Raw genomic sequence first — 12,225 nt, 5'->3', positions numbered from 1 at the left:
CACGGCCACCGTCACGGTTACCGCGGTAGCTACCTTCACGACGACCACCCTCGCGGCGATCGAAGTCGCGGAAACCGCCCTCACGACGGCCACCACCGAAGCTGCGGCCACCGCCGCCACCCTTGGGACCGTTGTCCTTGCGGATGTTGATGAACTCGCCAGCGATCTTGGTGTCGCGCAGGCGATCGAAGAAGTCGCGGGGCAGGTCCTCGGGCAGGCCAACAATGGTGAAGTGCTGGCGAATGTCGATGGAGCCAATCTGGGAGCCCTTAATGCCACCCTCGTTAGCCAGCGCACCCACGATAGCGCCTGCAGTCACACGGGAGGAACGGCCAACGTTCAGCTTGTAGTTGACCATGCCCTCGTCGTTGTGCGCGCGCTTAGCCTTGCGGCCGCCGCGGTCCGAATCGTCGTCGGAGAAGGGGCGGGAGTTGCGCGCGATGTCCTCTTCCTCATCCAGGAAGAACGGGCGACCCTGCTGGGCGATAACAGCCAGTGCAGCCGCAATGTCCTCAGCGGTGGTGTCGTGCTCGTTCTCGTAGTCCTCGATAATCTGGCGGAAGAAGCTCAGGTCCTCAGACTCGATGGTCTCGGTAATCTGCTGTGCGAAGCGCTGCTTACGGGTCTCGTTCACTGCCTCTGCGGTGGGCATGTGCATCGGCTCGACCTTCTGGCGGGTTGCCTTCTCGATTTGACGCAGCATGTACTTCTCACGCGGGGTGACGAAGAGGATTGCGGCACCTTCGCGACCTGCACGGCCGGTACGACCGATGCGGTGCACGTAGGACTCGGTGTCGTGGGGGATGTCGTAGTTAACAACCAGGGAGATGCGCTCAACGTCCAGGCCGCGTGCCGCCACGTCGGTTGCCACGAGGATGTCGATGCGACCGTCACGCAGGGCGTCAACGGTGCGCTCACGCAGCTGCTGGGGGATGTCACCGTTAATCGCTGCTGCCGCGAAACCGCGTGCCTTCAGCTTGTCGGCGACTTCCTCGGTTTCCTTCTTGGTGCGCACGAAGACAATGATGCCGTCATAGTTTTCGACCTCGAGCACGCGGGTCATTGCGTCCAGCTTGTGGGAGTGCATGACCTGCATGTAGCGCTGAGTAATGTTTGCGCTGGTGGTGGTCTTAGCCTTGACGCGAACCTCGCGGGGGTCGTTCAGGTACTGCTGAGCGATCTTGCGGATCGAGTTGGGCATGGTTGCGGAGAAGAGCGCGACCTGCTTGGTGTCGGGGGTGCCTTCGAGGATCTTTTCCACGTCTTCGGCGAAGCCCATGCGCAGCATTTCGTCTGCTTCATCCAGCACCAGGTACTGCAGGTTGGACAGGTCCAGGGAGCCCTTTTCCAGGTGGTCAATCACGCGGCCGGGGGTACCGACGACGACCTGCGCACCGCGGCGCAGACCAGCCAGCTGCGGGCCGTAGGGGGAGCCACCGTAGATGGGCAGGACGGTGAAGTCATCCATGTGGGTTGCGTAGGAGGAGAAGGCTTCTGCAACCTGCAGAGCCAGCTCGCGGGTGGGTGCCAGGACCAGAACCTGGGTGTCGCGGGAGACGCCGTTGATGTCGGCGAGTTCAGCCATGCGGGACAGTGCCGGCAGCGCGAATGCTGCGGTCTTACCGGTACCGGTCTGTGCCAGACCAACCACGTCGTGGCCCTCAAGCAACAGGGGGATGGTCTGTTCCTGAATGGGGGACGGCTTCTCGTAGCCTACCTCTTCCAGGGCTGCCAGGACGCGGGGGTCCAGGCCCAGGTCGGTGAAGCGTACGCCTTCTTCTTCAGCCTTTTCGGTGGTTTCTTCTGCGGCGGGTGCTTCTGCAGTAGCTTCTGCGGTGGTTTCTTCTGCTTCTACAGCAGGGCTCTCAACGATGTTCTCGGTGATGTTCTCAGTGGTCACAACGGTCTCTGCCTCGGCGTTCAGTTCGGCCGGGGTAGCAGTATTCTCAGTCAATTTTTCCTCTATACGGTAGGGGTGGAAGCGCACGCTTTTCGGCGCTTACCGGGTGTCCCCTTCACGGCCCAGCCACACATCATCCCCTGGGGAGTAGAGCGTCCAGGGGTCCTCCGTTACCGGCACATTCTGCAGAGGTGTTCTGCGGATGCTACGGGTAGCGGCTCTTTGCTGGGGGTGGTCTTGAATTTCTCGGCACATTATCCGCACGCTTGTTCGTACTCTACGCTCGACGCACAGTAGTTCCTGTGAATCAGGGTGTACAGGGTGGGTAATGCTCACATGCAATGTCACGTATTCCTGGTGGTTCGCCTTCCCGCTCTACGGCGGTGGTGTGTCTGTTACAGCAGACGCAGCAAAGACGCTGGACCAGAGATCGTTAAGAGAAGCCCGCGTGTACGGTGTAAACCGCAAATTTATGGGGCGTATCAATCGGTGATGGTGAGTACGGCGCACCTACAATTCCAGCACCACCTTGGGTGCCGGGTGCGCACAAGACCTTCATCGGGGGTTCCCGTGTTCTACCTAGTGTACCGCAGGGTCCCCTCCCGGGCTATAAAAAGGTGCTTAAAACCTCATCTCTTAAACGCGAGCGCCCACCCCGCTGCGTGCGGGGTGGACGCTCTTTCAGTTGCTGAGCCGAGGGGCTAGTCGACGCGTCGCACAATATCAATCGTGCCGACGGTCGCATACTTAGCGTAGGAGCTGCCGTAGCGGTCAGCCGCATACTGTGCGGCGTTGGTTGGCGGGTTGCCGCCCCAGGAGTTGCTCATGCGGTCGATGACCACGTAGTCGGGCGCTGGCTTACCGGTGTGTCCAATCCAGTAGACGGTACGACCGGGAATCAGCTGGGTCAGAATCGACAGGTCAGATGCGACCGATACCCCTTCAGGTACCTTCTGGACGGCGTCCTGCTTCATCTGGTCAGTCGTAGTCAGCGCGGAGGCGGTGAACTGCGCATTACCCAGGGACGCGAGGGGCTGCTGGGATCCGGGCACGAAAATCGGGGACGCGGCTAGAAAGAGCGCCACGGCAGGCAGAACCCACACGGGCATGCGGCGCGCCGTGGCGGTCAGGCGGCCGGGCTCGGTATTGGTCTGAGGTTCCTGCGCGGAGGCGCTATCGGCTGCGCGCGCGCCCAAACGCGCCGGAATCGCAGCGGGAACCACTCCGTAGCGTATCCGCATGACAGCGTCGAGCAGGGCGAAGAAGACGACGGGCATGAGCACGAGCGAGTAGTGCCAGGTGCTTGCCCAGTAGGATTCCATGGTGGAGAGTAGACGCCAGGCAAGGGTCGGCAGGGCAATTGCCGCGAGCGGAGAAATCACCCAGAGGACTGCTCCGGTAATGAGCAGCAGGCCGAGGGTTGCCAGCTTGGTGTTGTTGCTGAGCATCTGCAGTGCCGAGCCGAAGGGGTCGCCCAGAGCCGCAGATAAGTTCACCTTGTCGGCATAGTCGAAGTTTCCGCCGCTATTGAAGTAGGGCAGAATCACGTAGATGGCGACGGCGGACCAGAATACGCCCCAAATCATGACCATGGTGGATTCGGCGACGGCGGGGGTGCGCGCCCAGGAGGAGTAGAGCTGATGCACGCGGATTCGCATGGGGGCGGGGGTGCCCGCGGAGAGGCGCGGCATCAGAATGTCTACGGCGGTGCTCAGCCAGCCGGTGCGGATAAAGATGATGAGGCCGATGGCTGCGACAGTAATGCCCATATCTTCTTTAACGAAGGCAATGGGTAGAGCCCACCAGCAGGCGTAGGCGAGGTAGCGTGCGCGTTCGGTGCCGCTCACTCGTGAGGCGAGCACCAGGTAGCCGAGGCTCATGGCCAGTAGCGGCACGGCGAAGGCTACTTCGTGGAATTGGGCGGCGATAGCTTGCTGAACGCCGAAGCTGAGGGCGAATCCGGCGCCGAGTAGCAGACCGGTGATGGTCGGGATAATGCCCTGAAGTTTTGCGGATTGAGCGTTCTGCGCGGGTTCACTCTTCTGCGCATCTTCAGTTTTTTGGGCGAGCGCGAAGGCACGCTGAGTGAAGCGCACAATGGCGAAGCTTGCGAAGGCGACCAGGGCGTTCTGCACGACCAGTAGCGTGGTCGGTGAGGGGAACAGCGCGTAGATGGGTCCCAGGAGCACCAGAATCGGGTGGAAGTGGTCACCCCAGAGGTTAAAGTCGGGCCCCTTAATGGGCACGATGGGCACGGAGAAGTGCGAGTACGCCTGCGCCATCTGGGTGAAAATCGCCAGGTCCCAGGAGGGGGTAATCCAGTGCTTCATCTGTTGCAGCGAGTAGTAGGTGTACAACGCCATGACGGCGGCGGCAAGCAGCAGGCCGGGTAGTAGTTCGAGGGGGCGGATGCTTTTGACGCGCTCGGTGAGGGACTGACGCGGCTGTTTTTTGGCGCGCTGAGTACGGTCCGCGCTGGTGGCGGTGCTGTTCTTCTGTTCAGGTGCGTCAGTATTCGAGGATGCTTCGTGTGCTTCCGCTGCCATAGGCGTCCTTCTCTCGGGGTGTGTGTCCGGGCTACAGGCGCCCACAGAACGGGTGGAACGCGTCGCCTTTGTCGTTGCCGGTGGCGGAGTTTGCGTTCGTTCTCACTCTACCCTTTAGGGTATCGCATTAGCGCTGTGCCTGCCCTTCCTGCGCTTTTTGTATCTTGTCCCTCAAATATCTGCCCCGGATGCTAGGGCCCGGTTTGGGCGCATAGACTGGTGTGGTGAGTACGTTTCCTTCCTCAACCCCCGGCGGTGTCACCCCTAACTGTGCGGCCCTTGACAGCCACCCGGTAGCGGGTGCTCGGCGCATCCGGCATCCTTTGGCGGCAGCTGGTGTGCCCTATGCGCCAGCGCTTGCGGATGTTCTTCAGGAGCCTACCGTTCTTCACCAGCCGCGCGTTCAGGTTCGTACTCTCTCCTCCGCCGCTTCGCCCCTTCCGGGTGTCCTGGCTCCTGAGGTGTGCGAGGTTGTGATTGAGCCGCATGTTCCGGTGCAGTTGGCGCAGACGTTGGGGTCGCTACGTCGCGGCGCTCAGGATTTTTCGTATCGTGCGCTGAGCCGCGCGGATGGTGCTGAGAGAATCTGGTTGACGGCTCGCACGCCGTTTCACGAGTTCCCAGCGGTGCTGTACGTTGAACGAGTTGCGGAGACAGCCACGCTTCCCGAGACTCTCCCCTCCCTGCATCGCCTGCTGATGCGCCCGGTGCGTATTCGTATCTGGGTTTCTTATAGTGCCGCTGATCAGCAGATGCAGGCGCGAGCCGACCTTCAGGCGCTAGCGCAGGAAATGACGTACTGGCTGGGGTTGCACGACCCCGCCGAACAGTTCGGTGCTCTGTCTTCTTTTGAGTCTCTTCCGCCGCGTGTTCAGCAGGCGTGGCGGCAGAATCCGGGGCTCCGCCTCAGCGCTTCGGGGCAGCTGGACCGGCAGATGCTCAACGCCATTGTGGAGCAGCGCATCACCCAGACCGAAGCGTTCAGGACCTTAGGCTGGGTTCTGCGAAAGTACGGCTCCCCCGCCCCTTCGACCGGGTTGGGGAATCAGCCGGAGGGGATGCGCGTCTATCCAAGCGCCCGGACCCTGGCGACGATTCCTACCTGGGATTGGCATCGGGCTGGCGTTGATAAAAGCCGCTACGATGCCGTGTACGCTTACGCTCGTTCCGCAGAGTCTCTAAAAAACATTGCGGCAGAAGGCGACGTCGCACTTCTGGCGCGGAGCCTGCACGCTGTGCGCGGCGTGGGCCCGTGGAGTATTTCCGAGGCCCTGCAGCGTGTGTGCGGGCACCCGGATGCCATCAGCGTGGGCGACTACCATCTGGCGCACGCGGTCGGTGAGCTGTTCATAGGTCAGCGCACCGATGATGCGGGAATGCTCTCCCTGCTGGCGCCCTTTAGCCCGCATCGGCAGCGTCTGGTGCGGCTCATGCATGCTTCGGGCTTTTCGAAGCAGCGCTACGGGGCGCGCATGACCATTGAGGATCACCGCGACCGCTAACGCTCCTGCACCCTCACGAGGTTAAAAGGGGGCGGGGCGCCCCTGCCGGTTGTGCCGGCGGGTGCGCCCCGTTCAAGCTCTTTTGTGGTGGTGAGCTTACTTCTTCTCTGCAGAGCCCTCTGCTGCTGCGATCTCTGCACGGACCTTGTCCATGTCGAGCTCGCGGATCGAACCGATTACGGTCTCCAGCTGGTCTTCGCGCAGTGCGCCAGCCTGCTGGTATACCAGGATACCGTCACGGAAGCCCATGATGGTGGGGATGGAAGTGATGCCTGCTGCCTGAGCGAGCTGGCCCTGGTCCTCGGTGTCGACCTTGCCGAAAACAATGTCGCTGTGCTTCTCCGAAGCCGCCTCGTAGACGGGGGAGAACTGCTTGCAGGGACCGCACCAATCTGCCCAGAAGTCCAGGAAGACAATATCGTTGCTCTCGACGGTAGCAGTCAGGTTCTGCTGAGTAATTTCATTAGTAGCCATGAGATAAAGCTACACCCTCAAGACCCCAATCGCTAATTGTTCGCTCTGGGATTCAAACATGTGAAAGATATGACAAATTGCGGTCATAGTAAATACTTTTTGCGGCTGTTTCAGCCGGTTTACGGGCGTGTCGCGAATACTCTGGCGAATGTCCCTGTAGCCGAATGATGGAGGCGCCCGACCCGGCGGGCGAAGCCCCGTGGTCGTCCCCTACAGCATCCTGAGGAAAGCACCCAATGCGGGCACCCAGAAAATACGGGCGCAACCATGAAAGACCGTTGCTGTGGAAGACCACTGTGGTGGAAGATTACCGCGGTGGAAAGCAGCTGGGTTGGAAAGCGGCTGCGAAATCCGCTATAAAACTGGTTTTAGATACACAAAAGCCCGGTTACTTTCGTAACCGGGCTATTTGTGGCAGGTGAGGGATTCGAACCCCCGTAGGCAGTGCCAGCTGATTTACAGTCAGCCCCCTTTGGCCGCTCGGGTAACCTGCCGCCTAGCTAGGTGCTAGTTGCTCGCTCAAGCGAACAGAGACTACTCTACAGCAGTTTTAGGGACTTGTACACTTCACATAGGGTTTTGTGACGAAGGTTATATATCTGGTTGTATTTATCGTCTTTTCGTCACACAAGAGCGTCAGCGCACGCTCACCGCGCGCCCATATCTATCGCAGCGCCCACGCTCTCACCTTATGAATAAAGCCGCGAATAAAGCCACCGCCTACAGCAGTTTTAGAAGGAGCGGGAAGGAGTATCGCCATCCTGCTCAAGCAGAAGCACAATCTCCAGGTGCTCCAGATAGCGGCGCGCCTGCTCCACGGTGCACATGTCACCGGCAATCTCACGCTCCAGGTCACGGCGAACGCCACGGAAACGTGCCACCAGCGAAGGTTCCGTCAGGGTGATACCGATACCGTCAAAGAGAGAAGGCTCAGCATCTTCCTCGTGCAGGTCAAGGTGAATATCGTGGTGGTCAGGCTCGCTGAGGCGCTCAGCCTCAGGAATATCTTCGGGCTCAGCGCCCAGAGAGGTATGCAAGTCAATGAAGAGCAGGGTTTGCAGGTCGTGAGCTTCCTCGCTCGTGTGTGCGTCCGTTGCAGACAGGTTATGAATGGTCATATCTCTATTGTCCTCTTTTTAGGTTGGTAACGCCTGTAAAACAGGCCCGTATTTCTGTTAGTTAGCTGTGAACAAGAGCCCCAACCCGGTAGGCTAGTACTAACCGGTGCCAGTAGCACCTCATTCACGAAAGGAAAACCCATGGCTAGCGAATCCTCATTCGACATTGTGTCCAAGGTGGACAAGCAGGAAGTTTCTAACGCACTGCACCAGGCGCAGAAGGAAATCTCCCAGCGTTACGACTTCCGTGGCGTTGGCGCAGAAATCGACTACTCCGGCGACAAGATCCTCATCAAGGCAAACGCCGAAGAGCGCGCACTGGCAGTGCTGGACGTTTTCCAGTCCAAGCTGGTCAAGCGCGGCATCTCCCTGAAGTCCCTGGACTCCGGCAAGCCCTACGCATCCGGCAAGGAAATCCGCATCGAATGCTCCATCAAGGAAGGCATCGCGCAGGATCAGGCAAAGAAGATCTCCAAGATGATCCGCGAAGAGGGCCCCAAGGGCGTAAAGGCGAACATCCAGGGCGACGAGCTGCGCGTCTCCTCCAAGTCCCGCGATGACCTGCAGGAAGTCATTGCAATGCTCAAGTCCGCTGATCTTGAGATTGACCTGCAGTTCGTCAACTACCGCTAAGCTCAGGCGAGGCTCTCACCCTCTATCCCCGCCCAGCGATGGGTGAGGATAGAGGACTAGAAGCCGAAACGTAAAAATCCTCGGGGTGGCTACTTCCACAGTAGCCACCCCGAGGATTTTTTGTCTGCCAACCCGTCATCGCGGGTCACAATCGTCACCCCGGGTCATATTCACGCCCAGAGATGAGGGCGACAAAAAGACTTAGTACTGACCCATCTCACGAGCCTGCTGCTGCAGACGCGCAATACGCTGATCCATCGGCGGGTGAGTAGAGAGCATGCTCTTCAGCGAACCGAAGGGATTCGCAATCATCATGGCGCTCGCCGCCTCAGTGCTACGGTTGTTCGGGTCCATCGGGTACATGGACACGCCGCTCTCCAGCTTGTGCAGTGCCGAAGCCAGAGCCAGCGGGTCGCCGGTCAGACGTGCGCCGTCCTCGTCGGCATCAAATTCACGGGTGCGGCTAATAGCCATCTGGATGACCTGAGTAGCAATGGGAGCCAGCATAGCAACCACGAACATGGCGAGGGGGTTGGAACGTTCACCATCGCGGTTGGATCCACCGAACATCGCGCCAAACGAAAGAATCTGCGCAATCGTACCGATAATGGAGGCGATACCCGCCGCTACCGAAGAGGTGAGGATATCGCGGTTGTACACGTGCATCAGCTCGTGGCCGAGCACGCCGCGCATCTCGCGCTCATCCAGCAACTGCAAAATACCCTCGGTGCAACACACCGCCGCGTTCTGCGGGTTACGACCGGTTGCAAACGCATTCGGGGTCATGGTCGGTGCCACGTAAAGGGCGGGCATGGGCTGACCCGCGCGGGAGGACAGCTCCTCCACAATGTCGTAAAGCACCGGAACCTCTTCGCGGCTGACCGGGTAAGCATTCATGGAACTCAGAGCAAGCTTATCGGAGTTCCAGTAGGTGTACGCGACCGAACCCAAGCTAAACAGGCCCATAACCCAGATGAAAATGGAGGTGCGGAAAGTCGCCGAAAGCAGGCCACCGATGAGCAGCATCATGCCCACCATGGAGCCCATCAACAGGGCAGTTTTCAGTCCGTTGTTATGGCTGTGCATGGGTATCCTCCTGAACAATTAGGTCAGTGCGTACAGCATGTACTTGACTCTATAGAATACGTGCAAGCACCCGCGGGCGCACCTTATGGCACGCGGATTCACCCAGAGCGTCACCCATGCGCCGAAAGCTCAAAAGGGATTAGGGAATAGCGCCCGGAATATTCACCAGGGGCACCTGCTCCAGCACCTGCGCCGTAGCAGTGGGGAAAATACCCAGCAGCAGAATCGTGCCGTACGCGCCCAGAAAAAGGATGAAGAGCAGACCGAGCATCAGCTGACCCTCCAGATCAAAACCAGTGGTAGTACTGCGGTACTGGCCGTAAATCACCGGGGTCACGATGGGCACACCGAAGAGCAGAATCATCAGCAGAATGTAGATGGGGTTTGTGAAGTCGTACACCATGACCCTATCCTCCTTGATGGTGATCGCCGGTACGGGTTACTCTAGGTTCTTTGATTGTACGGCATCTCTTCACACCCGAGGCCGGGGCGAGGAGGGGCGCCACAGAGTGGATGAAAGGGACGCCTTGCCGGCTTATTATGAGATTTTCATAAAATAATGATGAATTTCTCATAATAACGTGTAGACTTAAACCTATGACCGACGCAAAGACAACCTCCGACACGAAGAAGGCTCAAAGCCCAGACCATCACAACACCGGTTGCGCCCACACCACCGGCCTACCCCTGCTCTCCGCAATGAGCCCCGAACAGCTCGAAGAAGCATGGACCACCGGACTGCGCGCCAGGGGCCGCCGCGTCACCAAGCAGCGCCTCGCCGTACTCCACGCAGTGCAGGAACACCCGCACTCCACCGCCGACACCATCGTGCAGGCAGTCCGCGAGCGTATCCCCGCCATTACGGTTCAGTCGGTCTACGTGATTCTTGCCGACCTGACCGACATCGACCTGCTGCGTAAGTTTGAGCCGCCGGGAACCCCCGCCCTCTACGAAACCCGCACGGGCGACAACCACCACCACGCCTTCTGCGTACGTTGCGGCAAGGTCGAAGACATGGACTGCGCGGTCGGCTCCGCGCCCTGCCTGACCCCCAGCGATTTTCACGGCATGGCACTCTTCAGCGCAGACGTGCTCTATCAGGGCGTGTGCGTAGACTGTCAAACTGAGGCAGAAGCAGAACTGGCGAAGAGCCAGGTGCAAGCCGCAGCGAGCGTTCAGCACTAACGAACCACATTCCCACACCTTACTCCGGGCGTGAAACAGCGCCTCAGTGTTCGTTAGCTGCACCCTAAAACAGGAAGAATGCTCGTCGAAAACCACATAGCATCACCAAAAACACAAGGAGAAGCAAATATGTATCAGACCCCGCAGAACCCCATTCAGCCCGGTTCTTACACCACCACGAGCACTGGCACGCCGGTGGCTTCAGATGATCATTCGCTCACCGTGGGCGCCGATGGTCCCATCGTTCTGCACGATGCTTACACTGTTGAAAAGCTCGCTCAGTTCAACCGTGAGCGTGTGCCCGAGCGTGTGGTGCACGCGAAGGGAACCGGCGCATACGGCTACTTTGAAACCACCGAAGACGTTTCGCAGTACACCCGTGCGGCGCTCTTTCAGCCCGGCGTTAAAACCGAGCTGCTGATTCGTTTCTCAACCGTGGCGGGCGAATCCGGCTCCCCCGATACCTGGCGTGACCCACGCGGTTTCGCGGTGAAATTCTACACCACCGAAGGCAACTACGACCTGGTAGGCAACAACACTCCTATCTTCTTCATTCGCGATGCCATTAAGTTCCCCGACTTCATCCACTCGCAGAAGCGTATGCCCGGTTCGGGTCTGCGCGATCACGATATGCAGTGGGATTTCTGGACCCTCAATCCGGCATCGGCGCACCAGGTAACCTGGCTGATGGGCGACCGCGGCCTGCCCCGCACCCTGCGCCACATGGACGGCTTCGGCTCTCACACCTACCAGTGGATTAACGCCGAGGGCGAGCGCTTCTGGGTTAAGTACCACTTCAAGACCGAGCAGGGCAACGAGTTCTTCACCCAGGCTCAGGCCGATGAAATGGCGGGTAAGGATGCTGACTTCCACCGCCGCGACCTGCGCGAGGCTATCGAGCGTGGCGACTACCCCGCCTGGACGCTCTATGTGCAGATCATGCCCTATGAGGACGCGAAGACCTACCGTATTAACCCCTTCGATCTGACGAAGGTGTGGCCGCACTCGGATTACCCGCTGATCAAGGTGGGCCGCATGGTGCTGGATCGCAACCCGCAGAATTTCTTCGCCGAAATCGAGCAGGCAGCCTTCTCCCCCTCGAATTTTGTGCCCGGTATCGCGGCTTCGCCCGATAAGATGCTGCTCGGTCGTATCTTCTCCTACCCGGATGCGCATCGCTACCGCATCGGCACCAACTTCGCACAGCTGCCCGTGAACGCACCACACGCAGCGCCGGTGAACAACTATTCGCATGACGGTTCGATGCGTTATAACTTCAACGACCCCTCCGTTCCGACCTACGCGCCGAATAGTCTGGGTGGACCGCATGCGGATGCGGAACGCGCTGGCGAAGGTAGCTGGGAGTCTGATGGCGAGCTGGTACGCACCGCCTACACCCTGCGCCCGGATGATGATGATTTCTCGCAGGCTCGCACCCTCTACGAGGTAACCATGAACGACGAAGAACGCGAGCGCCTGATCAGCAACATCTCCGGTCACGTAGGCGCTGTTCGTTCCGACGAGATTCGTGAACGCGCGTTCCAATACTGGGATAGCGTTCACCCTGAGCTCGGTTCTCGCGTTCGCGAGGCCGTGGCAGCCGCCGCATCTGGTTCATAAGATACGGCAGCGTCTGTTCTCCTGTAGATTCGAGAACATGACGCACAGCTGGCTACTACTATGGGGTCGGTGACTTTCAGTAAGGTGGAGTCACCGGCCCCATATTTTAAACCCGTTTGCAGGATTACAACCCTCTCCAAACACAAAAATCGCCCGGAAGA

At 59.4% G+C, this 12,225-nt stretch carries 10 protein-coding genes and 1 tRNA gene; 4 read left to right on the top strand and 7 right to left on the bottom strand.

Features of this window, described 5'->3' with window-relative positions; all coding sequences use genetic code 11:
* Positions 1-1,954 (bottom strand): DEAD/DEAH box helicase (locus tag HMPREF2765_RS00855; RefSeq protein ID WP_246824903.1); only part of this gene is annotated, 1,954 nt, incomplete at its 3' end.
* Positions 1,955-2,601: 647 nt separating this feature from the next.
* Positions 2,602-4,446, bottom strand: a complete 1,845-nt coding sequence (locus tag HMPREF2765_RS00850; protein WP_070604057.1) for a DUF2079 domain-containing protein — start codon at positions 4,444-4,446, stop codon at positions 2,602-2,604.
* 224 nt (positions 4,447-4,670) lie between these two features.
* Here HMPREF2765_RS00850 and HMPREF2765_RS00845 point away from each other — a divergent pair, with 224 nt between their 5' ends.
* The gene (locus tag HMPREF2765_RS00845; protein ID WP_231840287.1) at positions 4,671-5,948 is read left to right on the top strand and encodes a DNA-3-methyladenine glycosylase family protein; all 1,278 of its coding nucleotides are present in this window, start codon (positions 4,671-4,673) and stop codon (positions 5,946-5,948) included.
* Positions 5,949-6,044: 96 nt separating this feature from the next.
* On the opposite strand, the gene trxA is transcribed toward HMPREF2765_RS00845, so the two are convergent.
* From trxA to HMPREF2765_RS00830, 3 genes are all read right to left on the bottom strand, one after another.
* On the bottom strand, positions 6,045-6,422 hold the full coding sequence (gene trxA / locus HMPREF2765_RS00840; protein WP_012902990.1) for a thioredoxin: 378 nt from the start codon (positions 6,420-6,422) through the stop codon (positions 6,045-6,047).
* Between the two features lie 412 nt (positions 6,423-6,834).
* A tRNA-Tyr gene (locus tag HMPREF2765_RS00835) sits at positions 6,835-6,916 on the bottom strand.
* A 237-nt stretch (positions 6,917-7,153) separates the two neighbouring features.
* Positions 7,154-7,540 (bottom strand): hypothetical protein, encoded by a 387-nt coding sequence (locus HMPREF2765_RS00830; RefSeq protein WP_012902988.1) that lies wholly within the window; start codon positions 7,538-7,540, stop codon positions 7,154-7,156.
* Between the two features lie 141 nt (positions 7,541-7,681).
* On the opposite strand from HMPREF2765_RS00830, the gene HMPREF2765_RS00825 reads away from it, so the two are divergent.
* Positions 7,682-8,173 (top strand): YajQ family cyclic di-GMP-binding protein, encoded by a 492-nt coding sequence (locus HMPREF2765_RS00825; protein WP_049341065.1) that lies wholly within the window; start codon positions 7,682-7,684, stop codon positions 8,171-8,173.
* 201 nt (positions 8,174-8,374) lie between these two features.
* Here the strand turns inward: HMPREF2765_RS00825 and htpX are convergent, their stop codons facing one another.
* Together htpX and HMPREF2765_RS00815 are read right to left on the bottom strand one after the other, a co-directional pair.
* Positions 8,375-9,259, bottom strand: coding sequence for a zinc metalloprotease HtpX (htpX, locus tag HMPREF2765_RS00820; protein WP_070604056.1), 885 nt, complete (start codon positions 9,257-9,259; stop codon positions 8,375-8,377).
* Between the two features lie 139 nt (positions 9,260-9,398).
* Complete coding sequence (locus HMPREF2765_RS00815; RefSeq protein ID WP_005504804.1) at positions 9,399-9,662, bottom strand: hypothetical protein; 264 nt, start codon at positions 9,660-9,662, stop codon at positions 9,399-9,401.
* A gap of 194 nt (positions 9,663-9,856) precedes the next feature.
* Between HMPREF2765_RS00815 and HMPREF2765_RS00810 the strand changes: the two genes are divergently transcribed.
* Entirely contained in the window at positions 9,857-10,444 is a 588-nt protein-coding gene (locus HMPREF2765_RS00810; protein WP_070604055.1) for a Fur family transcriptional regulator, read from the top strand.
* A gap of 129 nt (positions 10,445-10,573) precedes the next feature.
* Positions 10,574-12,064 carry a catalase gene (locus HMPREF2765_RS00805; RefSeq protein WP_049356300.1) on the top strand — a complete coding sequence of 497 codons (1,491 nt, stop codon included), beginning with the start codon at positions 10,574-10,576 and terminating at the stop codon, positions 12,062-12,064.
* Positions 12,065-12,225: the final 161 nt, after the last annotated feature.

The sequence above is a fragment of the Rothia sp. HMSC062H08 genome (genome assembly GCF_001810775.1).
GTDB lineage: Bacteria > Actinomycetota > Actinomycetes > Actinomycetales > Micrococcaceae > Rothia.
The sequence above is the reverse complement of the archived record's forward strand: the minus strand, read 5'-3'. Positions and strand labels throughout refer to the sequence as shown.